This is a genomic window from Methanopyrus sp. SNP6 (genome assembly GCF_002201895.1).
Taxonomy (GTDB): Archaea; JAADCQ01; Methanopyri; order Methanopyrales; family Methanopyraceae; genus Methanopyrus.
The window spans coordinates 1,160,576-1,186,086 of sequence record NZ_CP019436.1; the positions used below are offsets into that span (position 1 = coordinate 1,160,576).

General features: G+C 60.4%; 26 protein-coding genes. 18 read left to right on the forward strand and 8 right to left on the reverse strand.

Going from position 1 to position 25,511, the window contains the following annotated elements:
- Nucleotides 1–706 precede the first annotated feature (706 nt).
- Nucleotides 707–1,891: an argininosuccinate synthase gene (locus BW921_RS06420; RefSeq protein WP_148689052.1), complete on the forward strand. Its 1,185-nt coding sequence runs from the start codon at nt 707–709 to the stop codon at nt 1,889–1,891.
- 73 nt (nt 1,892–1,964) lie between these two features.
- On the opposite strand, the gene BW921_RS06425 is transcribed toward BW921_RS06420, so the two are convergent.
- From BW921_RS06425 to BW921_RS06435, 3 genes are all read right to left on the reverse strand, one after another.
- The gene (locus BW921_RS06425; protein ID WP_148689053.1) at nt 1,965–3,083 is read right to left on the reverse strand and encodes an ABC transporter permease; all 1,119 of its coding nucleotides are present in this window, start codon (nt 3,081–3,083) and stop codon (nt 1,965–1,967) included.
- Entirely contained in the window at nt 3,068–3,775 is a 708-nt protein-coding gene (locus BW921_RS06430; protein ID WP_168168818.1) for an ABC transporter ATP-binding protein, read from the reverse strand. Before BW921_RS06430 ends, BW921_RS06425 begins: the two co-directional genes overlap by 16 nt.
- Before the next feature lie 1,388 nt (nt 3,776–5,163).
- Nucleotides 5,164–5,712: a macro domain-containing protein gene (locus BW921_RS06435; protein ID WP_148689055.1), complete on the reverse strand. Its 549-nt coding sequence runs from the start codon at nt 5,710–5,712 to the stop codon at nt 5,164–5,166.
- A gap of 498 nt (nt 5,713–6,210) precedes the next feature.
- On the opposite strand from BW921_RS06435, the gene BW921_RS06440 reads away from it, so the two are divergent.
- The 3 genes from BW921_RS06440 to BW921_RS06450 all read left to right on the forward strand — a co-directional run bounded on the left by BW921_RS06440 (nt 6,211) and on the right by BW921_RS06450 (nt 9,324).
- The gene (locus BW921_RS06440; protein WP_148689056.1) at nt 6,211–7,140 is read left to right on the forward strand and encodes a calcium/sodium antiporter; all 930 of its coding nucleotides are present in this window, start codon (nt 6,211–6,213) and stop codon (nt 7,138–7,140) included.
- 173 nt (nt 7,141–7,313) lie between these two features.
- Nucleotides 7,314–8,339, forward strand: coding sequence for an AmmeMemoRadiSam system radical SAM enzyme (amrS, locus tag BW921_RS06445; protein WP_236953734.1), 1,026 nt, complete (start codon nt 7,314–7,316; stop codon nt 8,337–8,339).
- 169 nt (nt 8,340–8,508) lie between these two features.
- Complete coding sequence (locus tag BW921_RS06450) at nt 8,509–9,324, forward strand: geranylgeranylglycerol-phosphate geranylgeranyltransferase (protein WP_148689057.1); 816 nt, start codon at nt 8,509–8,511, stop codon at nt 9,322–9,324.
- Here BW921_RS06450 and fbp read toward each other — a convergent pair.
- Genes fbp through BW921_RS06465 form a run of 3 tightly spaced genes read right to left on the reverse strand, consistent with a single transcriptional unit; the run spans nt 9,313 to nt 11,337 of the window.
- Nucleotides 9,313–10,431 carry a fructose-1,6-bisphosphate aldolase/phosphatase gene (gene fbp, locus BW921_RS06455; protein WP_148689058.1) on the reverse strand — a complete coding sequence of 373 codons (1,119 nt, stop codon included), beginning with the start codon at nt 10,429–10,431 and terminating at the stop codon, nt 9,313–9,315. The genes BW921_RS06450 and fbp overlap by 12 nt on opposite strands.
- A gap of 54 nt (nt 10,432–10,485) precedes the next feature.
- Nucleotides 10,486–10,836, reverse strand: a complete 351-nt coding sequence (locus BW921_RS06460) for a nascent polypeptide-associated complex protein (protein ID WP_088336074.1) — start codon at nt 10,834–10,836, stop codon at nt 10,486–10,488.
- Between the two features lie 48 nt (nt 10,837–10,884).
- Entirely contained in the window at nt 10,885–11,337 is a 453-nt protein-coding gene (locus tag BW921_RS06465) for a PUA domain-containing protein (RefSeq protein WP_148689059.1), read from the reverse strand.
- Nucleotides 11,338–11,352: 15 nt separating this feature from the next.
- Between BW921_RS06465 and BW921_RS06470 the strand changes: the two genes are divergently transcribed.
- The 4 genes from BW921_RS06470 to gatB all read left to right on the forward strand — a co-directional run bounded on the left by BW921_RS06470 (nt 11,353) and on the right by gatB (nt 16,007).
- Complete coding sequence (locus tag BW921_RS06470; protein WP_168168819.1) at nt 11,353–12,690, forward strand: TldD/PmbA family protein; 1,338 nt, start codon at nt 11,353–11,355, stop codon at nt 12,688–12,690.
- A 5-nt stretch (nt 12,691–12,695) separates the two neighbouring features.
- A complete protein-coding gene (locus BW921_RS06475; RefSeq protein ID WP_168168820.1) occupies nt 12,696–13,919 on the forward strand; it encodes a TldD/PmbA family protein in 1,224 nt (407 codons plus the stop codon).
- A 160-nt stretch (nt 13,920–14,079) separates the two neighbouring features.
- Nucleotides 14,080–14,580, forward strand: coding sequence for a hypothetical protein (locus tag BW921_RS06480; RefSeq protein WP_148689062.1), 501 nt, complete (start codon nt 14,080–14,082; stop codon nt 14,578–14,580).
- Nucleotides 14,581–14,621: 41 nt separating this feature from the next.
- The gene (gene gatB, locus BW921_RS06485; protein WP_210400449.1) at nt 14,622–16,007 is read left to right on the forward strand and encodes an Asp-tRNA(Asn)/Glu-tRNA(Gln) amidotransferase subunit GatB; all 1,386 of its coding nucleotides are present in this window, start codon (nt 14,622–14,624) and stop codon (nt 16,005–16,007) included.
- Here gatB and BW921_RS06490 read toward each other — a convergent pair.
- Entirely contained in the window at nt 16,004–16,687 is a 684-nt protein-coding gene (locus tag BW921_RS06490; protein WP_148689063.1) for a spermidine synthase, read from the reverse strand. The two genes, gatB and BW921_RS06490, sit on opposite strands and share 4 nt — an antisense overlap.
- 28 nt (nt 16,688–16,715) lie before the next feature.
- On the opposite strand from BW921_RS06490, the gene BW921_RS07815 reads away from it, so the two are divergent.
- From BW921_RS07815 to BW921_RS06530, 8 genes are read left to right on the forward strand one after another with little or no spacing between them, the layout of a single operon-like run.
- A complete protein-coding gene (locus tag BW921_RS07815) occupies nt 16,716–16,964 on the forward strand; it encodes a DUF2095 family protein (protein WP_168168821.1) in 249 nt (82 codons plus the stop codon).
- 21 nt (nt 16,965–16,985) lie between these two features.
- Nucleotides 16,986–17,837, forward strand: coding sequence for an AmmeMemoRadiSam system protein B (gene amrB / locus BW921_RS06500; RefSeq protein WP_148689330.1), 852 nt, complete (start codon nt 16,986–16,988; stop codon nt 17,835–17,837).
- Nucleotides 17,838–17,843: 6 nt separating this feature from the next.
- Nucleotides 17,844–18,266 (forward strand): hypothetical protein, encoded by a 423-nt coding sequence (locus BW921_RS06505; protein ID WP_148689064.1) that lies wholly within the window; start codon nt 17,844–17,846, stop codon nt 18,264–18,266.
- Nucleotides 18,233–20,254, forward strand: a complete 2,022-nt coding sequence (locus tag BW921_RS06510; RefSeq protein WP_148689065.1) for a minichromosome maintenance protein MCM — start codon at nt 18,233–18,235, stop codon at nt 20,252–20,254. The genes BW921_RS06505 and BW921_RS06510 overlap by 34 nt, the downstream gene beginning before the upstream one ends.
- Nucleotides 20,255–20,268: 14 nt before the next feature.
- Nucleotides 20,269–20,925 (forward strand): hypothetical protein, encoded by a 657-nt coding sequence (locus BW921_RS06515; RefSeq protein ID WP_148689066.1) that lies wholly within the window; start codon nt 20,269–20,271, stop codon nt 20,923–20,925.
- A 3-nt stretch (nt 20,926–20,928) separates the two neighbouring features.
- On the forward strand, nt 20,929–21,345 hold the full coding sequence (locus tag BW921_RS06520) for a translation initiation factor IF-2 subunit beta (RefSeq protein ID WP_088336084.1): 417 nt from the start codon (nt 20,929–20,931) through the stop codon (nt 21,343–21,345).
- Nucleotides 21,346–21,690, forward strand: a complete 345-nt coding sequence (locus tag BW921_RS06525; RefSeq protein WP_148689067.1) for a DUF424 domain-containing protein — start codon at nt 21,346–21,348, stop codon at nt 21,688–21,690.
- On the forward strand, nt 21,687–22,745 hold the full coding sequence (locus tag BW921_RS06530; RefSeq protein ID WP_148689068.1) for a class I SAM-dependent RNA methyltransferase: 1,059 nt from the start codon (nt 21,687–21,689) through the stop codon (nt 22,743–22,745). Before BW921_RS06525 ends, BW921_RS06530 begins: the two co-directional genes overlap by 4 nt.
- Here BW921_RS06530 and BW921_RS06535 read toward each other — a convergent pair.
- Nucleotides 22,731–23,432 (reverse strand): TIGR02253 family HAD-type hydrolase, encoded by a 702-nt coding sequence (locus tag BW921_RS06535; RefSeq protein ID WP_168168822.1) that lies wholly within the window; start codon nt 23,430–23,432, stop codon nt 22,731–22,733. The two genes, BW921_RS06530 and BW921_RS06535, sit on opposite strands and share 15 nt — an antisense overlap.
- Here BW921_RS06535 and cofE point away from each other — a divergent pair.
- The gene (gene cofE, locus BW921_RS06540) at nt 23,431–24,189 is read left to right on the forward strand and encodes a coenzyme F420-0:L-glutamate ligase (protein ID WP_088336514.1); all 759 of its coding nucleotides are present in this window, start codon (nt 23,431–23,433) and stop codon (nt 24,187–24,189) included. The genes BW921_RS06535 and cofE overlap by 2 nt on opposite strands.
- Nucleotides 24,190–24,240: 51 nt before the next feature.
- Nucleotides 24,241–25,452: a threonine synthase gene (gene thrC, locus BW921_RS06545; RefSeq protein ID WP_148689070.1), complete on the forward strand. Its 1,212-nt coding sequence runs from the start codon at nt 24,241–24,243 to the stop codon at nt 25,450–25,452.
- The last annotated feature ends 59 nt before the right edge of the window (nt 25,453–25,511 follow it).

Below are 25,511 nucleotides of genomic sequence, written 5' to 3' on the forward strand. Positions count from 1 at the left end.
CGGAAGATGATGGGAGTGACGGGATTACGGGTCATTACGTGCGATCGCCCTGCCAATCGCCCGAAACGCTGTGTGTTTGTCGGAAAAGGAATCTGTTTCTGAAAGCTATTCGCACCGTGGCCGGTATAGTCCTTGAGTCGGCGGTACGATGGGCCCTCAAAGAACCTCCCATTGTCGGTCGAACGCATTCCACTGGAGATGAACGCAACGTCTTCGGGCCCTCCGGACCGCTCGCTCAGCTTCCTCGGGTTCCTCGGCCTCGGATCACCGAACAGGGAACCGTCTGGAAGCGGTGTCGCACGGTACTGGGTGGCGAGACTCCAGGTCGACCTAAAGGATAGCGATCGGGTGGGTCACGGGCCACGATGGTGGGTGTACCCTCGGGACCGGTCATCTCGAGGCCGAGCTCGACGGCTCTCATCACGGTCTCCGGCTCTACGTCGACGAGTAGCACGGAGGCTAGGAGCAGGCGGTGTCGGTACACCAGGGCAGCGTGTGGTCGGATGTCGAAGGTGAGATGGTGCTGGAGGAAGCGGCCGAGAAACGTCGCCACTACTTTTCGAGCTCCCGGCGGTTGTTCTCCCTCGATTCTGTCACTTCAAACCCCTGGAATCACGTCGCAACAGGATTCGGAACAGGCTAGCTTCCCCCATGGAACGGTGGACGTTTTAACGTCCGAGGCTACGGGACGTCGGGGGTGCGTGCGGTGTCGCGAGTAGTTCTCGCGTACTCAGGAGGCTTGGACACTTCGGTTTGCATCGAACTCCTGCGGGAACGGTACGGTTACGACGAGGTGATCACGGTGACTGCGGACGTGGGCCAGCCGGAGGAGGAGCTGCGGGAGGCGGAGGAGAAGGCACGGAAGCTCGCGGATGAGCACTTCACGGTCGACTGTGTGGATGAGTTCGTGCGCGAGTACTGCTGGCGAGCCGTGAAGGCGAATGCGACGTATGAGGGGTACCCCCTGAGTACGGCGCTGGCCCGACCGCTGATCGCACAGAAGGTCCTGGAAGTGGCGCGCGAGGTGGACGCGGACGCGGTCGCACACGGGTGCACGGGGAAGGGCAACGACCAGTTCCGCTTCGAGTCCTACCTGCGGGCTCACGGCGGTGAGGAGTTCGAGATCGTTGCTCCGGTTCGGGACCTGGACCTCACGCGCCACGAGGAGATAGCGTACGCCGAAGAGCGTGGGATTCCCGTCCCGGTGGACGTCGACAGTCCCTACAGCGTGGACGAAAACCTATGGGGCCGGTCGATCGAAGGCGGTGTCCTGGAAGATCCATCCGAGGAACCGCCAGAGGAGGTCTTCGAGTGGACCGTCAGTCCAGCGGAGGCCCCGGACGAGCCCGAGGTCGTGGAGATCGAGTTCGAGAGAGGCGTGCCCGTGGAGGTGGATGGGCGGGACGACCCGGTCGAGATCGTCCGGTACTTGAACGAGACCGCAGGCGGGCACGGTGTAGGCCGCATCGACATCGTCGAGGACCGAGTAATCGGATTGAAGTCACGTGAAGTGTACGAGGCTCCGGCAGCGGTGACGCTGCTCGAGGCGCACCGGGCGTTGGAGGCGTTCACCCTAACACGCCGGGAGCTGTCGCTGAAAGCATCACTGGAGGAAGAGTGGGCGCGACTCGTCTATGACGGGCTGTGGTTCGATCCCCTGCGCGAGCACCTGGAGGCCTTCTTCGACTCGACGCAGCGGCACGTGGAAGGGACCGTATGCGTGAAGTTGTTCAAAGGTTCCTCGATCGTAATCTCACGGGAATCCCCGCGGGCGCTCTACGAGGAGGAGTTGATATCGTACGAAGAAAAGCAGTTCGATCAGCGGACTGCTGAAGGTGCTGTAAAGCTACACGGGATCCAGGAACGGCTGGCTTTAAGACGTCGTGAGTGAGGCTCGGCGCGCTCCGTTCCGGTCATCTCCGCGGGTCCTCGATGCCGCCTTCTCACCTGAACGTCGCCCGACGTTACAGGTGCTCCCGTATCCTGTCGTACAGCATCGCGCCCGCCGCGATGAACACCGTCGCGAACCCCGTCAGGACGACGATGTCGATGGGATCCAGGTACCCAAGGAGGGCCGCCTTCCTGGCGGCGTCCCCCATGTAGTACATCGGATTCACCTGCGCGATCCTGTAGGCCCATTCCGGCATGACGCTGGGTGGCATGAAGATTCCCGATAGGAACATCATTGGGAGCGTCAGCGCCCCGGTGAGCATCTCGGCCACTTCGGACCTACCCGCCAGCGACGCCATCAGGAGGGCGAACCCTATCATGGTGGCGGCCGACAGGATCCCAACGCACAGCAGGAGGAACGGATGCGGTACCTTCGCGCCCAAGGCGAGTGCCGTCACCAGTACGATCCCGCAGCGGACGGCCCCCCAGAGACTCATGTTGAGGAACCTTCCTATCACGACGTCTCTGGGTCTTATAGGGGCGGCGAACAGCGCGTAAGTGACGCCTGTCTCTATTTCCTCCATCATGACGCGACCCATGCCGAAGATCGATCCCATGGTAGCCGCCAGCACCACCAGTCCCGGCACCAGGAAGTCGAAGTACTTGAGCCCCTTTACCGGAGCCTCGAAGTCGAACGGGTTCACCAGCACTCCCGAGGTCGGCAGCGGTGATGGTGCCGGCGTCCAGCGAAAGGCGGCTTGGAGTTCGCGCACTGTCTTCTTCATCTCCTCCGAGACGCGCTTGGCCCAGGCGCGTTGGATGACACCCCGCACGTAGGACGACCCCATAGGGTCCGAGGGGTCGTAGTACACCACGGCTTTCTCCAACGGGAACCCCTTCGGCACGTGCACGAAGACCGTTGCCCTTCCATCTTTGACCATCGTCTTACCTTCGCCGATGCTCCGGACGTAGACGACACCCATCCGGTGGTCGGACTTCAGCGCATCGATGATCGGGTCGAAATCGGAACTGTGGCTCAAGACGGCGACGGTCACGTGTCTGGGTTTGACGTCGTGGAACGCACCGTACATCACCAGGATCATGATCACGGGCATGATCAAGGTGGGTGCGAGCCTCCTGCGGTCCTTGAGCCAAGCCCTCAGGTCGCGGGCGGCTATCACTCGCCAGGACAAGAGGCGACCCCCTCGTAAGCCTCGAGCAAGGAGCCGTGACGTTCCATCACCCTGTCGAAGGGTTCGTCGAGCTCCTTGCGGCCCTCGAGGAAGATCAGCACTCGGTCGGGTTTCAGCTGCTCTACCTCGTAGACCTCATGGGAAACGTATAGTATGGTGACCCCACGCCTGTGGAACTCCCTCGTCACCCGTATCACGTCCTTACGCGCCATGGGATCGAGCTCGTTCGTGGGTTCGTCCAGGACGAGCATCTCCGGCTCCAGGGCGAGGGTGATAGCGATCGCGGCGCGCTTCCGCATACCGCCGGAGAGCTGCCCCACCTTCCTGTCCATGAACCGGTCCACATCGAGCATTTCAAGGGGTTCGAGGTTCGGTTCCCGACCGTACAATTTGGAGTAGAACAGAAGGTTCTCCCGGACGGTTTGCTCAGGGTACATACCTCCCTGCTGCGGGACGATACCGACCCTGCGCTTGGTCTCGGGGTCGGCGGGATCGCCTCCAAGTACCTCGATACGACCCGAGGTGGGACGAGTGACCCCGCAGACGATCTTGATGAACGTGGACTTACCGGCACCGTTGGGTCCCAAGATGGCTACCAACTCTCCCGTCTCTATCTCCACGGACACGTCGCGCAACGCCACGACCTCGCCGTATTCCTTCCTTAGGCCCTCAGCTGCTACGGCGGGTGGCACCCAAGACCCCCTCCGAGCCAGCACATGGTCCTCCTTCAGGAAGGTTTCACTCCTTCCACTCCGTGGAATCGGAGGATTGGGATTACCTAGGAGTACCGTGAAGTAAGTTGCTGTAAACACCACTACATATGATAAGTTACGTACTATCGCCAGCAAGCGCTCTGCTAAGTATCGCACTGTTTATGTACTATCTATTGATGATTGTCCTATAATAGTAATACGACCGTTCAGGATTAATGGAAGATATAGAACGTTTGAAGTTATGGACTGACGCATCCGCAACTCATCCCATTCAACACCTGTTATAACTTCGTTCGAATGTGAGGAACACTCCGCCGCTTTCGGGTTACCGATCGGACCGGCGTAACCCGTACGAATTCCCTCAGGCCATCCGGATCTGGTCTCGCTCGAGTCTTGAGTGGGTCCAGTAGTGCGCGGGCTCATTCCCACGGGGTACTGACCAGAGAGGGTGCCGGTCGAGTAGTTCTCCTATGGAATCCATGATCCTCGGTGAGTCGCCGGGCGTTGAGAGCTGGGCTCGACGGGTCAGCCCGCGTCGAGCCCGTTGTACAGGAAGCTTACCCGGAGAACTCGGATCCGTCCCATGGGATCGGATATGCGGTGGGGACGCCGTGACACACTCCGACCGGTAATGCCTAACTCGCGCATCTCGAGCCTGGAAAGGGTCCCCGGTACGACCTCGTCTCGACGGAATCCTCGGAACCCGAAAGAGTGGCCACGGCGTGCGATCACCCTTGGACGACTCTGAGGCGGTCGGGGAGATCGTCCGCGGGAGAGTGTATTCTCCACGCCATTACAGGTGAGGCGCTCGAAGAAAGCTCTGGTCGAGGTTGGACCGGAGCACGTAGTGTGGAACCGACCGGAGACGATTCCCGAACACTACTCTCGATCATCGCCGGGTGCCCCGACCTACGCCGGGACGAGAGTGTCACCGTCGTACCGGTCGAGATGGTGATGCGGCACCGTCGAGGAAGCGTCCCGATGACGCCGACGTGGGTACACCGGGTCACACGGTGATCGTGGAGGCTGCTCCGTAGGGCAGATCCGTCCGACGACACAGTTGAGAGTCGATGGCCCGGCATCAGTGTAGAATCGTTGATGTAGAACCGTCCGGAGCGACCGTTCCCGAGAGTATACGGCACTTTCACAGAGTTAATTTCCCCGGTGGAAAGCCAGTACTCTAACTAGTTCTCATCAGACGAGCCGGGAGCTTCCACCGCCGCGACGATAATGCTATCGATATTCGGTAGGGGTACTCCTGTCTATCCGTCCGGATGCAGTGATTATCGATGTCGTATCGCTAATGCGTCGTTCATGCACGACCGTCCGATAATAGTGATACGAGCGTCCGGAGTTAGCGATGTCGGTTACCCGACCTTTCGTTCCAACGCTCTTCGGAACGCCTTCGCCAACTCCTCTTCGTACCCTACCAGGTACACCGTCTTCACTCTCTCCAAGTTGGGTGCCAGCCTCTCGATGACCTCTACCATTGTCTCCGCGGCGTCCTCGTACGGCACACCACCAACCCCCGTGCCCATCCCCGGGAACGCGACTGACTCGACGCCGAGTTCCTCGGCCTTCCGAAGCGCGGCCTCTGTGGCCTTGCGTACGTTCTCGACACCGATCTTCTGGGCCGGTCGTTCCATCGTAGGCGAGTGTATCACGTAATCGGCGTCGAGATCACCCGCCGTGGTCTCGGCAGCTTCTCCGACCGGAATTGGTGCTTTCTCCATCGCCTCCCGCTCGATCTTCTCCCCACCTTTCGCCCTGATGGCGGCCGCCACGCCACCTCCCATAACGCCGCGGCTGTTAGCTGGGTTGACGATAGCGTCGGCGCTAAGCTCTGTTATATCTCCCCTTAAAACTACTACCTTTATACCTTCTAACTCGGACTCGGCGATCCTCTCGAGCGCCATGCGATCTACCCCCGGCTTCGGTGACTCCCGCCGTTTCCCCACACTTTTTGAACTGGCACGATAGTCTCCACCGGTCGGTCCCGGACTCCGTCGCAATCGTCAGCGGGCGTCCCCCCGTCGGGCGATGCTCGTCACCGGCCTGGACGCGCCCGGTGGTCGAACGCACTCTAAGACGCCGTCCTCACCGACCCGACTGGATGGTGTACGACCTTGGGTGCGAGGGTGGATGGTGATGGGTCACCTTTCCCCAGGTGAGGGGTCGGGACGCTCGCAGTTGGTCCTTTCCGGGTGTGCCCGGCGGCTTGCTCGCCCCTTCATCCCGCCCGGAACGGGCCGTCAGGGACGGCCTCAACCGATGTGACCGGGCTACCGACGGGCCGGATCATCGGAGGCGGCGGGGGGAGGCCGCCCGATCCTGACCGGCCGTGTTCTCAAGCCTCTGTAAACGGCTTTAAACGGTGTTCGGTCACCGCGTCCTCGGTCCGGGGGAACGGTCGGATGGATCCCTGGTTAGCGTTGGCGGTCATGGTTGGGTGTTTCATCGGGTTCCACTTCCTTTCGGAGCTGCTAGTGGACGCCACGGTGGCCGTCGCCCGGAAATACGGTCTCTCGGAGTCGGTCGCCGGGGCCACCCTCGCGGCGATCGGGACCAGCGCACCCGAGTTCGGCTCCTCGTTGAGCTCGATCATGCTCGAACACCCGAACGTGGGTGTGGGTACAGTCCTGGGATCGGCCGTGTACAACATCACCGTCATACCCGGGCTCGCGGCGCTCGCCGCTGGTGGTCTGACTCTCGAGCGTGCCGTGTACCTTCGAGACGTTCTCTTCTACCTCCTCGCGCTCGTGGCCGTGCTCGTCTGTCTCTGGGATCGGGTGATCCTCCGCGTCGAGGCACTCGCATGGGTGATACTGTACGGACTCTACGTCCTTCTGATGAAACGGACAGACGGGAACGCCCTCGAGGCCGAAGGTGGTACCGATGAAATCCAGCTGCGGAACCTCGTCGTCCGGATATCGGTGGCAGTGGTCGGAATCGCTGTACTCTCCGACCTGATGGTCCGGGCGACTGTCGATTTCTGCTGGGGGTTCGGTCTGTCAGAGTCGAAGGTGAGTCTGCTCTTAAACGCCGCGGGTACGTCGGTACCCGACACCTTGGCCTCTGTGCACGCGGCCCGTCGTGGTTTCGGGAGCTTAGCTGTCTCGAACGCCGTCGGAAGCAACACGTTCGACCTCCTCGTCTGCTTAGGGGTTCCACTGTCGCTCGTGCCCCAGATCTCAGTCCACGGGGAGTTGGGGCCGACGGCGCTGGCACTGGTCGGCTGCGTGGTGTTCCTGTACCTGATCACGGCGGACGGGAAGCTTCGCAGCGTGGAGGCACTGGCGTTGCTCGGGGCGTACGCGGCGTTTGTGGCGTATTTACTAGTATAAAGGATGGGCACTCTCGGCGCACCCGGGCACTTAAAGAACGGCTCCGGTACTCCGGTGGATCCGAAATCACGTACCCCGAGTGGGTTGCACCGGGGGATTAGTGCTAACTCGCGGGGTTGTCAGTACCTTACGGAGAGGATGGCGTAGGCCACGGAGCCATGGGGAGTCGCACCATGCATGATGACGCTATCCGCGAGTGGAGAGGGAAAACCTGGGAGGAGGTGGACGGGAAGGTACGATGTCTGGTATGCCCACGGAAGTGCGTGATTTCCGACGGGGAGCGGGGGTTTTGTCGAGTCCGAGAGAATCGGGACGGTGAGCTCGTCTTACTGATCCACGGGAAGGCCAGTACGGCGGTTCCGGACCCCATCGAGAAGAAGCCCTTGTTCCATTACAAGCCGGGTACGGAGGTGTTCTCACTGGGTACCGTCGGGTGTAACTTCCGGTGCAAACACTGTCAAAACTGGCAGATCAGTCAGGCGGGGCCGGAGGAAGTTCCGCTGGAAGAGTGGCCTCCGAAGCGGATCGTCGAGGCCGCGAAGCGTACCGGGTGCGAGAGCGTAGCGTTCACTTACAACGAACCGATCATCGGTCTGGAGTACACGCTCGAGACCTTCGAAGTCTGCCGTGAGGAGGGACTCGGGTGTGTCTACGTGACCAACGGGTTCGCGACAGAACGGACTGCGAAGATACTCGGCGAGGTCCTTGATGCGGCTAACGTCGACCTCAAGGCGTTCACAGAGGACTTCTACCGCGACGTCGCGAAAGCTTGTCTGGAGCCTGTCCTCCGGACATGCAAGATCTGGAAAGGTATGGACGTACACGTCGAGCTGACTACCTTGGTTATCCCCGGATATAACGACTCGGAGGAGGAAGCACGAGAGATCGCGCGATGGATACGGAAGGAATTGGGTCCCGATACCCCGTGGCACGTGAGCAGGTTCCACCCGGACTACAGGATGCTCGACGTACCACCGACACCCGTCGAGACCGTCGAGAAATTCGTCGAGATAGGCTACGAAGAAGGCCTCTACTACGTGTACGCGGGTAACGTTCCGGGCCACAAGTACGAGAACACGTACTGCCCGGAGTGTAAGGAACCGGTCGTAGTACGCCGTGGGTTCTCGGTCGTGAAGACGCACTTCACCGACGACTTCCACTGCAAGCACTGCGATGCTAAACTACACTTCGTGACCTGAGTCGGCCAATCGAGGCGTCTTCATCGCCTCCTCCTCGGCTCCAGACGGCCCACACTCGTCATCCTTCACGGTGAACCTCGCCGTTGGTCCGTTCCATGACTCCGCCAGTGTCGGAGAGCCGTCGGGCGGATGACCTTAAGGTAGTCGCTGTGGTGGTAGGGGTGAGAACGTGCGGGCTTACTTCGAGCTTGCCCGACCGGTCAACTGCACGATGGCCGCCTTGGGAGTGGTCGTAGGGGAGCTGATCGCGGGAGCCAGGCTCGACGTCGGGGCGACCCTCGCGCCGGTAGTCGCCGCGGTCGTATGTGCGGGGGGGAACGCCATTAACGACTACTTCGACGCCGACATCGACGCCGTGAACAGACCGGAGAGACCGATCCCGAGCGGTCGGGTGTCACCGCGGTCGGCTCAGATGTTCGCCCTCGGATGCTTTACCGCCGGAATCGGGATGGCTACTGTGATCAACCGGATGTGTCTCACGATCGCCGCCCTGAACTCTACCTTACTCTACCTATACTCATGGCGCCTGAAGGGGACGCCCCTCATCGGGAACGTCGTGGTCTCCTACTTGGTGGGTTCTTGCTTCCTGTTCGGAGCTGCGGTAGGTCAGCGGCCGGCGCCCGCGGTGTGGCTCTTCCTGCTAGCTTTTCTGGCGAACTTGGTACGTGAGGTCCTCAAGGACCTGGAAGACGTCGAGGGGGACGCGGCGCTCGGTCTCAAGACGCTCCCGATCGCGTGCGGCGAGAGGATCACTCTCCGAGTGGCGACGGTGTTCGCGATCGCGCTGGCCGTCCTCACGCCGCTACCATACTTGGACGGTGTCGTCGGGTGGCCGTATCTGGTCCTGGCCCTACCCGCCGCCGCGGTCATACTTCTGGCCTCGGTCCTCGCGGTCGTAGGGAACTGGGACGCGGGTAAGGCGCAGCGGGTGGTCAAGGTTGGGATGCTGTTGGGGTTGCTGGCCTTCCTGGTCTCACTCCTCTAGGTCCTCGAACCTGTCCTCGAGCTTCTTCAGTACGTCCGGTAGCGTCGTGTACTCCAGTTCCTCCTTAGACAGTAGGTGCGGCTGGAACGGTCCGTGTCTCCGGATGTAGTCCGCCACCTCGTTCGCGATCTCCCTCGCCCGGTCGAACGCCGGGTCCGCGAATAGGTCCTGCGGGCCGACCAGCTCTCCGTTCCTCAGCTGGAACCCGAGCGCTATGATCCTAGGTGGACCGTCGAACCTCGTCGGGTGCGCCTTCTCCTCCGACACGGGCATCAGCGGACCGTTGTGGCTACCCCTCATCCATCCGGCCACGAGGTGCGGGAACGTGAACGGTTCGAGCACCTCACCGACGGCCGGGAACCCGCTCTGGCACCTCACGATGGCGACCGGGTCGTCCTTACCAACGTACTCGCCGGCGATCAGGTTCAACCTCTCCGTGCTCGTCACGGCCGCGATGCGTTCGGCCTCGTCCTCATCCCCCTTCTTGTACACGCGCTTGATCGCGTAGCGCTGGGTTTGACCGATCAGGGCGAGCAGATCGTACATTTCCTCGGGACACTTCAGGACAACCTTCTTCTGGTCAATAACGTCGTGAACCTCGAACTCGAACCCGTTGTGCATGCTCGGATCCAGTACCAGACCGGCCGTGTTGTTCGGGTCCGCGAAGATCCGGAACAGTGGTAGGTTGAACGCGCTCGGCTCTGTCTTGTCGCAACAGAACACGATGATCGGCTCGCTCGGACGCTCCACCAGCTCCATCTCCGCCGCGCCCGGACCGAGCCCACGCACGTTGCCGCTGAACGCGTCGGACAGTAGGTCCTGACCTGCGCCGTACAACTTCAGGTCCTCCGCGACCTTCGTGGCCTCTTGGAACGCGTTCCATGCGAGCTCGTGCACCTTCTCGTCGTCTTCACCGCGCGTGTGCGTCATGATGAGATCGATGTCGTCGCCACACCGAGTCACGTAGTAGTCGATGATCACCTCGTCCACAGCGTCTTCGAGGACTCCCTCACAGGCCTCCAGTAGATCCGGATGTACCTCCGAGTGGCCCGGGAAACCTCCCACGTCCGCCTTGATCACGCTCACGGTGACCTTCTCCTCGGCCACCGAGACTACCCCCACCGGTCGGCCGTTACCGGTGTTAAAAGGGGCTTCGGTCGTTCACTCACCCTGCAACCGCATGATCGCCTCCGCGAGGTCTCCACCGGTCTCTTCGAGCGCCTTCCTCGCTTCTTCCTCGGAGACCCCGGCTTGTTCCGCGACTAACTTCACGTCCTCGTCTGTGAACGGCTCTTTCTCCGGCTTCTCCCGCTTCGCCTTCCCGGCCACTTGGTAAAATTCCTGATCCATGATCTTCATCCGTATGACCTGTGGCTTCTCGAAGACGAGCTTCGAACTGTCCTTTAGGTGGATCTCCACCCGCTCCACGCCGCTGACAGGTTCTTGCTCCATGCCCATCTCACGCATGAGTCTCTGTAGCTTTCTTGGGTCGATCTTGCCGCCTGGGAACAATTACAATCCCCCTCCCTACCCGGTCGGATCCGGTGATAAAATGGTTAACTAGAGGCCTCGACGCACACGGACCGCGACCCCGTGTTCGAAGTACTCGACCTCCCACCCCGAGAGCCTCATCTTGCCCACCGCCAGCAGCTCGTCGTCCTCCGAAACCACGAGGCACTCATCCCCCGGTCGAAGTTCCTCCCAGCCCCGGAGGGCGTACTCGCAGAAGAGGTCGCGACCCCTCCTCACGGCCTCGACCCACTCGTCCGCACAGACCACACGGTGCTCCGGCGGTTCCGTGGCGGAGTGTAGGCGTCTTGCTCCCTCCGGGGCCAGCGAGGCTAGACCGTCCGAGGCCCTTACGGTGCACAACCTTTCCCCGTCAACGAACACCTCGCGCGGGCGACCTCGGCGCACCCTCACCTTCACCTCGCCGTCGAGCATTGCGTCCGCGGCCTCACGCCCGAACTGATACGCCAGGATACCACGCACAATCTCCACGTAGCGGCTCATGGGGGAACCCACCCGTTGGATTCGGACGTCCTCCTGAGACACGCCGAGGAGGTTTCCGATGCCTGTGTCGTTTACGCCCTCGAGGGAGAACTCGTCGAGATCGAGGCTTCCAACGGAGAACTCAGGAAGGCCGATTCCGACCGCATCCGCACCTACGCCGTCCGTGTTCTCAAGGGAGGATCGTGGGGAGTCGCCTCCGGTCCCGATCCCGAGCGACATCTCATCGAGCGAGCTTTACGGTCCACCGGCGAAGGTTCCGTGAGGATCCCTGAGGACGTTCCGGCTGCCGAGGGATCGTACCGGTGGGAAGGAAAGCTCTCTCCGCTCGACTCCCTCGACGATGCCGCCGAATTATCAGTGGAGTTATCACGTGAGGTACCGTACGATTGCGAGATCACGTGCTCCGCCGGCTCCGTCCGGTACACGATCACATCCACTTGGGGGTCCGAGTGCGAGGCCCGACTCGACCGCGTGAACTTCTGGGTTAAAGTCAGCGGTAAGGGGACCGCAGGTAGGGAAGAGTATACGGAGCGGGACGGGGCTAATTGCGCCAGTATAGAGCTGTTCTTGGAGCGGGCGGAGGAGGTCAGAGACGAAGCGGTCCGGAGGCTCGAAGATTTGTTGGAGGCGGAGCCCGGTCCGGAGCGTGCGGAGTCGGTGATCACGGATCCCGAACTCTTCGGCGTGATAGTCCACGAGGCTTTCGGACACGCCGTCGAAGATGACCTCGTCGCGCGCGGAGAATCGGTGCTTCAGGATCGGGTCGGAGAGCGAGTCGCCTCCGAGATCGTGACCGTAGTGGACGACCCCACCGAGCGCGGTGCGTTCGGTTCTTATCCGTTCGACGACGAGGGAGTCGAGCCCAGACGGACCGTCCTCGTGGAGGAGGGTGTGCTGCGAGGCTACCTCACCGATCTTACTTCGGCAGCGGAACTCGACCTCGAGATCACCGGAAACGGTCGTTTGGAGTCGATCGGTGACCACGTGCAGGTTCGAATGAGCGTGACGTACGTCGAGCCCGGGGACGCGTCGCGGGAAGAACTGTTCGAAGAGGTTGGTGACGGCGCCGTCTATCTCCTAGGATCGAGAGGGGGGCAGACCGACACGGCCACCGGGAACTTCCAGTTCTCCGCCAAGCTCGGGTACGTGGTGGAAGACGGTGAGCCATCGCGCCCTGTCCGCGACGTGGGCCTGACTGGCGAGACCTTGGAGTTCATGAAGAGAGTCCGGATACTTTCTGATGAGCTCAGACTCCATCCGGGGTACTGCGGCAAGGGTGGTCAGTTGGTACCCGTGTCCGACGGCGGACCACACGCGCTCGTGGACGGTCCCTTCCACCTTAGATCGGGGTGATTACGTTGGACGACCCGTTGTCACGGTTCGAGCCCGGGCGGGCGGTCCTCCTCGATGTGAAGACCGAGCGGGTTGAGGTAGAACGTACCCACGACACGGGCGACCGCGGACGTGTATCCACCGACCGCACGATTGCCGTCCGCATATCGACCGACGAAGGGCTCGGTGTAGCGACGGTGGCCGACCCCGGAGATATAGACACGGCGATCGAGCGCGCACTCACATCGGCTGAGATTGGAACATCCGAACCCGTCGAGTACCCAGATTCCGTCGATCCCGCACATGTAAGTTCGTGCGACCTTTCTGCCGTTGACGAGGATGAGTTGTGGGATCTCCTCGAGGCCGTTGTGAGCGAGGTACCCGACGACGTAACCGTCACCTCAGTCTCAGTTACCGGCGTCCGACGTCGCGTGATCCTCAGGACTCCCTCGGATCAAGCCGAGCGTGATGAGTCTTCCGTCACCGTGAGTCTGGACGTCGTCGGCGAATTCTCCGGGTTTGCTTGGGATGCCTCCGTCGGTCCACAGGACATCGACCCGGAACTCCTTGCACGGGAAGCCTCGGAAATGGCCTCTGAGACCCCGAAGGGGCGGGTAAGCTGTGGCGAGCTCGCTGTCGCCTTCCACCCACGGGCGTTCTCGGAACTCCTCACTTACGTGCTGATACCGGCTCTCTCCGGGCTCGAAGTACTGAAAGGTACCAGCGGGTTTGATCGGGAGGATATCGGTCGTGAGGTCGGACCTGAGGGCCTGCGCGTCGTGAACGACCCGACGCTCGATCGCAGGCCCGGCTCTTACGCGTTCGACGATGAAGGCAGCACTCCGAAGCGTGTTGAGTTGATCTCCGACGGGATCCTACGCTCTTTCTACACCGACTTGTACTCCGCCGGACGGCTGGAGGTGGAGCCTACTGGAAGTGGGCTCGGAATTAGACGCCCGGAGCCGTCACCTGCGAACGTGATCGTCCACGGCGACGCCTCCACGGAGGAGGTGTTGGAGGAGGCTGATCTCATCGTGTATAGGACTCTCGGTGCTCACACGGCTAGTCAAGTGAGCGGGCGCTTCTCGGTGACCGCGCTGTGGGCGGAGACCGAGGAAGGGAGGGTCGCGCCTGTATCGGTTCGAGGTAACCTGTACTCGTCCTTGAGGCACATCCTGGTATCCGAGGAAACCGAGAGCACGGGTGTCGTCGAATCACCGTACGCGCTACTACGATGCCGGGTAGGATGAGTGTAGGTTGAGTAATCACTGTTTACTTCACGTGACCGTGCAAAGAGTTCAGTTCTACTTAACTACCAGGACCACACCAACAATCTTTCTATACCCACCGCCGGTCGCCGGCACCGGAACAGTAATTCCTGCGGGGGAATTTTAGTGGCGGGGGGGGCGAATGGGAACGTGTAGCCCGTACCGCGTGTACACCCTCCCGAAAGCCTTCGAGCGCTTTTATGAACCACGGTGGGGAAAATTTACTCGACGAAATGACCGGTGGTACTTCGGCACCCTTGAGCTAGAGCCGCTAACCGAGGACGATATAGAACTACGGGAGATGACCTTGATGGTGCCAATCTCCGAGGCCAATTTGATCAGCAACCACAAGTTCCGGAACAGGAAGAGGGACGCGGCCTACGCTTCGTACTTGGTGGGATCACCATCGACGGATGTGGACGACGTCATCCCAGTGACGGTCAGAATCCCGTGGCCTAAGGACGTGAAGGCGCCACGTGAGATGCCGTTGGTACCGGGGACGCTCACGCACCATCGCAGGTTCTGCTTCACGGTTCCTAACTCGCCGGAAACTAGGAGGCTCTCCGAGAAAACGCTCGTCACAGCGGCACTGCTCAGGACGCTGTCACATGAGCTCGATTTGATGTCAACCATCCGCTACTGATAAGTGCACGGCGGATCCGTCACCCCCCCAGGGTTCACCAGGTGGTGGACGTGAAGATAGGATTCGAGGTCCACGTACAACTCGATACCCGTACCAAACTCTTCTGTGATTGTTCCACGGATTACGAGGACGCGGAACCTAACGAGAATACATGTCCCATCTGCACTGGAGTGCCGGGGGCGAAACCACTTCCACCCAACAAGGAGGCCTTCCTGATAGCCCTTGAAATTGCGTATATGTTGGATTGCGAGCCCGTTCTGAATCGTCAGTTGTACTTCCAGCGGAAGCATTACGACTACCCGGACTTGCCCTCCGGGTACCAGCGTACCAGCGTGCCCATCGCGGTCGATGGTGAACTCGATGGCGTTCGGATCCGCGAGATTCATGTTGAGGAGGATCCGGGCCGCTGGGAACCCTCCACCGGGCGTGTCGATTACAACCGGAGCGGTGTCCCGCTCATCGAGATCGTAACCGAACCGGATATGCGTTCTCCGGAGGACGCCAGAGACTTCTTGCGTCGTCTCATGCAAGTCCTCCGGTACTCTGGTAAGGTGAAGAGTGATGGTGGCGTCCGCGTGGACGCTAACGTCTCGGTTGAAGGCGGGGCCAGGGTCGAGATCAAGAACATCAACTCGATCAAGGGAGTATATCGGGCCCTCAAGTTCGAGATTCAGCGACAACTTAACTTGATGAAACACGGGCGCAAGGTTCGCCGCGAGACCCGTGCCTTCCGCGAAGATCAAGGTACTACGGTCGCAATGCGTTCCAAGGAGACCGCGGAGGACTACAGGTACATCCCGGATCCTGACATACCGGTGTTCGAGATCACCGAAGACCTGTGGGAGAAGGCCGTCGCACGAGCCCCGGAGCCGCCACACCATCGTGCCAGGCGGATGGCGGAGGAATATGGTATCTCGTTGGAGGCCGCCGAAGCCCTGGTCACGGAGCGCGAGTGGGCCGATTTCTTCGAAGAAGTTGTGGACAGAGCCCCGGACGACTGGGAAATCGAGTTCATCGATCAATGGGTGCGCAAAGAGATCAAGAAGGTGCTCAACAAGAAGGAGATGACTTTCCGCGAAGCTAAGATAACCCCGGAAGAGTTCATCGAGCTGCTCGAGCTCGTCCGTGAGGACAAGATCACACGTCAGAACGCTCTCAACGCGTTGTGGGAAGCTGTCGACTCGGATAAGAGTCCCGTCGAGATCATCGAGGAGGACGGACTGCTCAAAGTTAGCGATGAGGATCGATTGGCGCGCGTCGTAGAGGAGGTCATCGAGGAAAACCCACAGGCAGTGGAGGATTACAAGTCTGGTAAGGATGAGGCCATACATTACCTAATGGGACAGGTGATGCGCAAAACTAGGGGACAGGCTGATCCGGAGGTCACCATGCGACTCCTCAGGGAAAGACTGAATTCCGGCGACTAGCGGCGTCCCTTGCATCGGAACACCACGGTCGGGGTATCCGGGAAAGATTCCGCTCTCACCTCCAGAAAGAGCCGACTGAGGGCTCGGTATATCCTGTCCTGCCACCGCGGATCCCGACCCGCGAATACCGATGCCGTACCATCGTCCTTTAGCTTCTCGGTCATGGTTCTCAGGAACTCGGGAGAAAACAGTCGTGGGTTGCGCCCGGGACACGGCCCCCCGTCGTGAACCACGTGATCGAAACCCTTCGGGAGTTCCGGCACGACTTCCACGGCGTCGCCCAGTAGTATCTTGACCCTGTCGTCCCTGAGCGCCTCTGAGAACTCCGAGACCGGGTTCCTGTATAACGCAATCGCGAGCATTCGAGGGTCTATCTCCACCGAAACGACCAGTTTCGGGTCGCCCCATCTCAACAGCGCCCAGGTAGTTCTGCCCAGCCCCGTGCCGATTTCAAGTACCATGCCTCTGGCCCGCTCGGGCCACGCTATCACGTACCCCTTGAGTCCCATTTTCCCGACCTCGAACCATTTTTTCCCGTGGCCCAGCCCTCCCGTCCGTTCCCTCACGTATCGGAACAGCTCCCCTTCGTCCAACGACTCCGCCCACTCCCGGTACCGCGCGGCGGCCTCACGTGCCCTCCTGTCTTCACTGAGTAACCCGCGACCGATATTATCGACCATCTCCCCTACCCCGCATGGGGGGCCGCTCTTGTCGGGAGATCCCCTTCGCGGCTACGAGCCTTCTGTGAGGGATTATTTGGCCCGGTGTGACACCGACGAGGAGGCGCTGGAGGTACTTCAGTACTTGGTGAGGCGTGGTGAGTTGGACGAGGAGCGTGCGTCCGAACTCGAACGGGAAATCCGAGAAAAAGGTGTTAGATCTCTGGTAGAACGTAGACACTTCGGTTATTATCTGGAGCGCTATTACGACCCGGATGGACGAAAGTATCGCGGGTGAGCCGTCGTGTCATCTGGGGCCGTGGAGCGGTCCCCGGCCGTCGCGGGTCAGTTCTACCCCGCCGATTCGAAGGAGTTGAGGAAGGTGATCGAGTGGTGCTTCCGACACGAGCTAGGACCAGGTGATCTACCCGAGGCTAACGACGGTCCCTGCGCCCTGCCCGGTGTAGTGGCGCCGCACGCCGGTTATCAGTTCTCGGGACCAGTAGCCGCCCATACGTACAAGGTTCTGGCGGAGTCAGGAACTCCAGAGACGGTGGTGATACTGGGACCGAATCACACCGGACTCGGGTCCGCAGTCGCCACGATGACGGACAGTGCTTGGCGCACGCCGCTGGGATCGGTGGAGATCGACTCCGAGTTCGCGACTGCGCTGGTACGGGAGTGTGGCGTGATGGACGACGACTTAACAGCCCACGCCAACGAGCACTCCATCGAAGTACAGTTACCGTTCCTCCAGTACGTATACGGGGCGGGTTTCCGGTTCGTTCCCGTTTGTATGGCGATGCACGACCTTCAGACCGCGAGGGAAGTGGGTGAGGCGATCGTGGACGTGGCGAAGGAGCTGGACAGGAACACAGTGGTCATCGCGAGCACCGACTTCACGCACTACGAGCCGCACGATCAGGCCCAGAAAAAGGATCGTAAAGTTATCGAACGGATCACGGCCCTCGACGAGGCCGGTATGATTGAGATCGTGGAGCGATACAATGTCAGCATGTGCGGAGTAGGGCCGACCGCCGCGACTATAGTGGCAGTTAAGGCCATGGGGGCTTCCGATGGAGAGCTCCTGAAGTACGCGACTAGCGGAGAAGTATCTGGGGATTACTCTCAGGTGGTCGGTTACGCCGCTATAGTTTTCCGCTGCGGGTGACTACGGATGCACCCGATCGAGTCATTGGATCTAGCGCTGACGGCGCTCATCGCGGGCTTGATCCTCACGTCGGAGGCGCTGCGTCTGTTCCCGTTCCTGTCATACCTCGTCAGAGTGCCCCTGAGGCCTATAACCCTGGCACTCGCGCTGGCGGCCCTTGTACTCACGCTCATCGCTTCCATCAAGGGGTACGTCCCGACGCTCCTGACTTTGTTGTGCTCCGTGCCGAAGCTCAGTATCGGAGGGTACCTCCTCAGCCGTGTGTGGTGGGTGGTCTCAGGCCTGCGTGAGGGCATGATAGGAGCACTCCGGCTTCTCTTAGAGATCCGGACCCTGCCCTTCGACTTGTCGGTAGGCTGTGCACTGACGGCTAGCGGAGTACTAGGGGTCTTCCGTTGGATAACCTCCGTTCCGGCGGTGCCGTGGTGACGGGGGCGGGGAATCCCGTGGAGATGGAGCGTGAGTTCGAAGAGGCTCTCAGGAACTCGAAAACGTTCCTGAGGTCGATCGACCGGGTGATCACTAACTACCCGAAGTGGCGAACCGTCGTCGTGGATTTGGAGGAGTTTGACGAACCGGACATAGCGTTCGCAGTGTCCGATGACGTTGTCGAAGCAATGAAGGTCGTCCAGCGGGTCGCCATGGAACTCATCAAGAAAGAGCGGCCGGACGTGGATCGTGTCTGGGTAGAGTTCCGTGGGTCACCGATCCGTCTCCGCGCTCGGGATATGAGCGTCGAGTTCAAGGATCGTCTCGTCACCGTTGAGGGAATCGTTCGTCGCGTGGATAACGTGGCGGCCGAGGTAGTTCGCGTGGAAGCCGAGTGTCCGCGGTGTGGTAATCGGTTCGAGGTCCGTAGGCGCGAGTACAGACCCGACGTGAGGTGTCCTAACTGCGGGATGCGGTGCGAGCCCGACGAGCTCTTCTACACCGATTATCAGCTCGTAGTGCTCCAAGAGGCTCCGGAGCACATGAGAGGTGGTGAACAACCGGCGACTGTCGAGGTGGAGTTTCGATACGATCATATCAACCGGGTTCGGCCCGGTGACCGGGTAAGAGTTACGGCGGTACCTCGGGTGCGGCTTCCGTCGAGTTCTCCACGACCGGGTGATACCGGGGAGATAGTCCTCGAAGCCCACGGTGTCGAGAGATCCGACAGCCCGCTTCCCGAGGAGGATTTCCGGTTCACGCAGGACGAGATCGAACAGTTCGAAGAACTGGCCGAAGGCGACCCGTTAGGTGAGTTCGTCGAGGCGGTGGCCCCTCATATTCACGGGCATGAGGTGATCAAGAAGGCTGTGTCGTTACAGCTGTTCTCTTGCGTGGAGGAGGGTCAGATTCGGGAACGTGTTCACGTTCTTATCGTAGGTGATCCGGCGACGGCGAAGTCCCAGATTCTCCAGCACGTGATCGAGCACCTCGCCCCCCGCGGCGTGTACGTGAGCGCCCAACACGTGACGGGAGCTGGACTCACCGCGGCCGCCGAGCGTACGGAGGACGGATGGACGTTGGAAGCAGGCGCCGTGGTCATGGCGGATGGCGGTGTGATAGCCATCGACGAGTTGGATAAGGCGTCTAGGGGCGATCTGAACGCGCTCCTCGAGGCGATGGAGTCGGGTAAGATCAGTGTCGCGAAGGCCGGGATAACGACGACGTTGAACGCTCGATGCGCGGTCCTCGCGGCCGCTAACCCCGAGGCGGGCCGCTGGCAAGGCGGTCACCCCATCGAAGAAATCAACCTGGATCCCGCCCTCCTCTCGAGGTTCGACGTCATCCTATTTACCCGAGACGAGCCGGATCCGGAGCAGGATAAGCTGGTCGCGGAACGGATGATGGAAGCATTCGACGGCGAGTTCGATAAAATCGAGGGTAAGTACGGGCTGTTACGCCGCTACGTCCTGTACGCTACGAAGGGGTTTTCGGACGTTACCATTTCCGAAGACGCTCGGGAAGAACTTCGAGACTGGTTCGTGTCCGCCCGACAGGAAGCGGCTGACCGGATCGACGACGGAGATCTGCGCACCGTGCCGGTCACACGGCGCCAGATGGGCTCCGTACTGCGGCTGGCTCGAGCTTCCGCCCGTATGCGACTCTCCGAAACGGTCAACCGGGAGGACGTGTCCGTAGCTCTGTCGGTAGTAGAAGAGTTCATGAAGGAGATAATGCAGGAGGACGGTGTACTGGACGCAGACGTAATCGAGACAGGTAAACCCAAGTCAGTGCGAGAGGCCCGCGAGTACGTTCTGAAGGTGGTGCGGAAGTTGGCGAAGAACCACGAAGACGGTGTACCCAAGCGAGAGATCGTGAAAGCGGTCAAACACCGCGTGAGCCGTGAGCGGGTCGAGGAGATTCTGGACGACCTCGTCGAGGAGGGCTTCCTTCTCCAGCCGCGGCCCGGAGTGTACCTCCCGATGTGAACGGGTGGTTGAACATGAGTGAAGAACTCTCCCGTAGATATCCTGCCGTCCGTGTGCCGGCCGGCGAACTAGCGCATTCCGAACCCACTGAGGATGGTTTCGTCACGCCTAAAGGTGTCAGGTTTCACAGGGCTCTGGTAGTCGGGGTGCTCTCTGGACGGTACGTGGACGAGGAGCGGGAGTTCGCCGTGATCACGGTCACCGATGACACGGGCTCCGTCGACGTGTTCGCGTTCGATGAATGTTACGAGCCTGCCCGGACACTAGATAAGTGGAGGCAGATCAAGGTGATCGGCCGTCCGATGGAGCCACGTGAAGAGGGCCGTCCCGTAGCGCTTAGGGCTGAAATAATTCGACCCACGTCGTACTTCGAGGAACTCTTCCGCAGGTTGGAGTACGAGATAATGTCTGGAGGCGAGGTGCCTACCGTCGAAAAACCCCTGACACTCGACGAGGCGATCGAGATAGTGTACAAGGAACTGCTTGAGATGGAGGAAGAGACGTTCTCGAGGGAGGAACTATACGAGGTCATCCGCTCCGTTGTTCCACTCGCGGACGAGGAGTTCTGCGAGAAGATCATTAAAGAGATGGAGGAGCGCGAGCTCCTGTACCCGATGGACCTGCCCGGGGGGAAACGTTGGTCCGTAATCGAAACCGGCTGGGGGCTGTGAACCGTGGCTGAGTACGACTACGAGGAACTCCTCGAGCGTGCTTACGAGCAGCTTCCCGAGGAGGTTCTCGAAGACCGCCGGTTCGAGATGCCAAAGCCGAAGGTCTCCGTGGAGGGTAAAACCACGGTCATCCACAACTTCAAGGATATATCCAAGAAACTCGATCGCGATCCTGAGCACGTTACCAAGTACTTCCTGAAGGAGCTCGGTACCGCTGGACACATCGACGGTGGTAGACTCATCCTGCACGGGGTTTACCATCCTAAGCTCATCGAGGAAGAACTCAAGAACTACGTTGAGGAATTCGTGCTATGCCCGGAGTGCGGGAAACCCGACACCAAGCTCGTTAGAGAAGATCGGCAGTGGATTCTTAAGTGCGAAGCTTGCGGTGCTTGGTCTTCGGTTCGGAGGCTGAAGTGAATGGCCCGAGTATTCTTGAACATCCACGGGACCGGTGACACCGTAGTTCTCGCCCTGTGCGACGAGGATCTCCTGGGTGAGGAGCTGAAGTACAAAGGGCGGAGCCTACGGATCTCAGAGCACTTCTACGGTGGAAAGTCCCTCGAACCGGATAGCGCCGCGAAGAAGATCCGGAAGGCCGTCTATGAGTATGAGGACGAGAAGACGGTCGCGATCAACGCCTTAGGTGAGCTCGCCTGCTCCGTCGTCGTCGACGCGGGTCTCGTCAATGAGGATGAAATAGGAGAGCTGGGAGGAGTCCCACACGTCCAAATATACATCCTCCCGCGGGAGCCTTTCCTTTGACTTCGGGAGTACTATGCACGACCGCCCCGGGCCTCGAGGACGTTTGTGCCCAGGAACTCGGTGAGATCACCGGAAAACCCGTTCATGAGAACTACCTCGGCGTACGCGGTCGTGTACTCGTGAAGTGCTCGGAGTACGAAGCCCTCGACCTCGCCCGTGAGATCAACCGCAGATCCTTAACCATCCACCGAGCCGCGGTTCTCCTGGGTGGCTTCGAGATCGAACACCGCGACGAGCGTGGCCTCGAGGAGATACGTGAGCGCTGCCAGGAACTACCTTTCGAGCGTTACATCCACGAACACGATACATTCGGTGTACGGCCATCGCGGCTCGGGGAGCACGATTTCACCAGCGTGGATGTAGGGGCCGCCGTCGGTGACGCAGTCATCGAGCGGATAAAGAGGGAAGAGGGATTCAGACCTCAGGTGGATCTCGACGCACCCTCGGTGATCGTTAGGGCTGACGTCGTTGGAGACACCGTCATCGTCGGAGTTTGCACGACAGGTGATCGATCCCTCCACCAGCGCGGTTACAGGGTATACGATCATCCGGCGTCACTCAACCCGGTGATAGCTCAAGGCATGCTGGAGCTGGCCGGGAACCCGGACTCTCTCATCGATCCCACCTGCGGTGGCGCCACGGTGCCCATAGAGGCTCTACTTAGAGACCCGGAGACAGAGGCCGTAGGTGTGGAGAAGTTTCGAACACATTATGAGGGAGCTCGTCTCAACGTCCTGGCCGCCAGGGTAGACGTGGAGCTCTATCTGGCAGATGCGACCCGATTGTTCGAGGAGGTTCCGGAGCTCCGAGATTGCGAGTTCGACGCCGCCGTCTTCAACCCTCCGTACGGCCTCAAGATAGCGAATCCACGCGTCGTGAAGACACTCTACCGAGGTCTCGCGCGCGTTCTCTCGGATCTCGTCAGTGTCGCCGTGACGGTGACGCCACGTGATAATTGGATGCGGGCTGCGATGGAGGAATATGGGTTCAGGTTGAGCCATGATCGCTGGGTGAGGCACGGTGGTCTAGACGTGAGACTCCTAGTCTTTCGCTAATTCCCTGATGACGTCCAGTAGCTCCCGTGGCCTGTCGATCTCGAAGTCTGGAACATCGTCGTCACTTTCCGGTTCCATGTCCCGGTATTTGCCCCTCCTGATCCTCACCGTCACCATCCCTGCGCGGTTTGCCCCCTTGATGTCCTTGTCCAATCGGTCTCCCACGTACACGGCTTCCTCCGGTTTGACCCCCAGTCTGCGTGCCGCCTCGATGAAGATCTTCGGGTTGGGCTTCTCCACGCCGATTTCCTCGGAGACCACCACCTCGTGGAAGAAGTGGTGAATACCCAATCGGATTAACTTCTCCCACTGCTTCACCGCTAGCCCGCTCGTGACCGCTCCCAGTTTAAACCCCATTTCCCGCAGCCGCATCAGTGTCGGAATAACGTCCGGGTAGGGCTTCAAGTAGGCGAACTTGGTGTCGTGGTACGCCACTACGGCCGCCGCGACCAGCTTCGGTTCTGGATCCGCTCCTATCCTTCTGAGCAACAGATCGAAATGTCTAGGGTGGTTCGAGCCGTACTCCTTTACCACCTCCTGTAGCTCCCGATACAGATCCTCTTCCGACAGATCAGTTTCTAAACCCGCCTCGATCATAGCGCGGATGGCGTTCCTACGCGCTTCCTCCGCCAGCTTGGAAGACGGGTACAGCGTGTCGTCCACATCGAACAGTACGGCTTTGATCATGGGGGGACTCCCCACGCTTCGCATCGAGCCGGTTCCGCTGGAGAGGAAGGTACGACCAGGAGACGACCTCGCGGAACTCATCGCGGAGTTCGCGGAGCTCGAGGAGGGAGACGTCCTCGCGGTCGCCCACACGGTGGTATCTAAGGCCGAGGGGGCCCTAGTTAGTCTCGAAGAGGTCGATCCCAGTCCCTTCGCTGAGACCCTAGCTGAGCGAACTGGTAAAGACCCGCGCGTGGTTGAAGTCATCCTCCGGGAAGCAGAGTCCATCGTGCGGGTCGGTCCGGACTTCATCATCACGGAAGTCCGAGGTGGAATGGTATGCGCCAACGCCGGTGTTGACGAATCGAACGCACCACCCGGGTACGTGATCGTTCTGCCCGAAGATCCCGACCGCAGTGCCCGGGAGCTCCGCCAACGTCTCCTCGAACTCGTCGGAGTTGACGTGGGTGTCATCATCACCGACACTCAGGGTCGACCTTTCAGGGAAGGTGTTATCGGCGTAGCGATCGGGGCCTCCGGAGTACCCGTACTGGTCGATCGGCGTGGGGACCGCGATCTCTACGGTCGCGAGCTGAAAACTACGATTGTAGCGCTCGGTGATCTTCTGGCCTCCGCTGCTGAGCTCGTAATGGGACAGGCCGACGAAGGTACACCGGCGGTCATCTTCCGCGGGCTCAAACCAGAGCTCGAGCGATTCGAGGGTCCTCGGGAGGCCCGAGCCATCGTCAGGGATTCTGACCGCGACATATTCCGGTGAGCCTCATCCTTATCAGGGCTAAGGTCTCCTCGACCAGGCGGGGCAGTCTGAATGCACTATACCCTGGAGTGTGTCGAATGCAGTTCGGAGTTCGAGGACGATTCACTGGTACGGTGCCCCGAATGTGGAGGGCTCCTGGAGGTGGCACTGCACTACGACGAAATCGAAGTGAGTCGGTCGACGTTCGAGGGTCGTCGCCTCGGCGTATGGGCCTTCCGGGAGCTTCTACCCGTGAACACGGACGATCCCGTCACGATGTCCGAAGGTGGTACAGGCTTACACCCGTGTCCGAGACTGGGCGAGGAATTCGGTGTTAGGGGGTTGTTCGTGAAGAACGAGGGCGAGAACCCCACGGGCTCCTTTAAGGATCGTGGAATGACCGTGGGAGTCACCAAGGCCGTGGAGCTCGGTGTGGAGGTCGTTGCATGTGCCTCAACGGGCAACACATCGGCCTCGTTGGCTGCCTACGCTGCCCGCGCGGGCCTTACCTGTGTCGTTCTCCTCCCGGCAGGTAAGGTGGCCCTAGGTAAGCTCGCCCAGGCTCTCTTCCACGGTGCCCGCGTGGTCCCTGTGGACGGCAACTTCGACGACGCCTTGGACGTCGTGAAGAAAATGGCAGACGAGGGTATCGTGTACATACTCAACTCGGTGAATCCGTTCCGCCTCTTCGGTCAGCGTACCATCGCGTACGAAATATGCTTACAGTTGGGTTGGGAGGTTCCCGACGCGGTCGTCGTGCCGGTCGGCAATGCGGGCAATATCAGCGCGATCTGGCAGGGATTCCTCGATCTCTACAGGCTGGAAATCATTGACGAGCTCCCGAGGATGTACGGAGTACAAGCGGAAGGCGCTCGACCGATCGTCGAAGCGATTCGGCGGGGCAAGGAGAACATCGAACCGGATCCCGAGCCCGAGACTGTCGCCACCGCAATCCGCATCGGCAACCCTGTGAACGCCATCAAGGCTCTCCGAGCTATCCGATGTTCGGGCGGTTGGGCCGTGGAGGTTTCCGACGGGGAAATACTCTGGGCGCAGCGTGAGCTTGCGACGCGGGAGGGAATCTTCGTGGAGCCCGCGAGTGCTGCTTCGATAGCGGGACTCAGGAAGTTCGTGGAGGAAGGTGAGATCGACGCCGACGAGCTGGTGGTTTGCGTGACCACAGGACACGGTTTGAAGGATCCGGAGGCGGTCATGGAAGTGTGCGAGCTACCCGAACCCGTGGAACCGGATCCCGAGATCATCCAGCGTTTAATAGCCGAGTGACCTCTACGGCTGCCTCGAATGTCAGTCCTAATTTGCAGGACAAGGTCGCTCCGCGATCC

Excerpts from the sequence above, each read along its gene's own strand:
- BW921_RS06435 (WP_148689055.1), bottom strand. The coding sequence starts at position 5,712 with ATGGCGCTCGAGAGGATCGCCGAGTCCGAGTTAGAAGGTATAAAGGTA.
- BW921_RS06440 (WP_148689056.1), top strand. The coding sequence starts at position 6,211 with ATGGATCCCTGGTTAGCGTTGGCGGTCATGGTTGGGTGTTTCATCGGG.
- amrS (WP_236953734.1), top strand. The coding sequence starts at position 7,314 with ATGCATGATGACGCTATCCGCGAGTGGAGAGGGAAAACCTGGGAGGAG.
- BW921_RS06465 (WP_148689059.1), bottom strand. The coding sequence starts at position 11,337 with ATGAGCCGCTACGTGGAGATTGTGCGTGGTATCCTGGCGTATCAGTTC.
- BW921_RS06480 (WP_148689062.1), top strand. The coding sequence starts at position 14,080 with ATGGGAACGTGTAGCCCGTACCGCGTGTACACCCTCCCGAAAGCCTTC.
- BW921_RS06490 (WP_148689063.1), bottom strand. The coding sequence starts at position 16,687 with ATGGTCGATAATATCGGTCGCGGGTTACTCAGTGAAGACAGGAGGGCA.
- BW921_RS06505 (WP_148689064.1), top strand. The coding sequence starts at position 17,844 with ATGCACCCGATCGAGTCATTGGATCTAGCGCTGACGGCGCTCATCGCG.
- BW921_RS06515 (WP_148689066.1), top strand. The coding sequence starts at position 20,269 with ATGAGTGAAGAACTCTCCCGTAGATATCCTGCCGTCCGTGTGCCGGCC.
- BW921_RS06525 (WP_148689067.1), top strand. The coding sequence starts at position 21,346 with ATGGCCCGAGTATTCTTGAACATCCACGGGACCGGTGACACCGTAGTT.
- cofE (WP_088336514.1), top strand. The coding sequence starts at position 23,431 with ATGGGGGGACTCCCCACGCTTCGCATCGAGCCGGTTCCGCTGGAGAGG.
- BW921_RS06535 (WP_168168822.1), bottom strand. The coding sequence starts at position 23,432 with ATGATCAAAGCCGTACTGTTCGATGTGGACGACACGCTGTACCCGTCT.
- thrC (WP_148689070.1), top strand. The coding sequence starts at position 24,241 with ATGCACTATACCCTGGAGTGTGTCGAATGCAGTTCGGAGTTCGAGGAC.